Source organism: Natrialba sp. PRR66, assembly GCF_034808065.1.
In the GTDB taxonomy this organism is placed as follows: Archaea; Halobacteriota; Halobacteria; order Halobacteriales; family Natrialbaceae; genus Natrialba; species Natrialba aegyptia.
Genome location: NZ_JAXHGN010000084.1, coordinates 1 through 276, shown reverse-complemented (window position 1 = coordinate 276; position 276 = coordinate 1). Strand labels below are relative to the sequence as shown.

Genomic DNA, 276 nt, shown 5'->3' with positions numbered 1-276 from the left:
GCGGAGGTGGTGACTGTCGGCGACGACCTGACCGTCACCGCGAACGTGTCGCGGATCGCGGACGCGCCATCGCCTGACAGTGTCGAGGTGACAGTGGTGGACGACGAGACCACCGTCAGAGCGACCGCGACGCAGACATCGGAGAGAACGTACACCGCATCGGTGTCGACGGGGGACATCGGAACGGGCGAGTATTCGCTCTACGCGGGCGTGCGCTCCGACGATCCGGCGTTCGGCGAACGAGCGGTCGTCGGTATCAGCCGTTCGGTAATAGCC

1 pseudogene is annotated in these 276 nt (G+C 65.9%); it reads left to right on the top strand.

Going from position 1 to position 276, the window contains the following annotated elements:
- Positions 1-276, top strand: a pseudogene (locus SM755_RS23575) (cell surface protein); the annotation flags it as partial.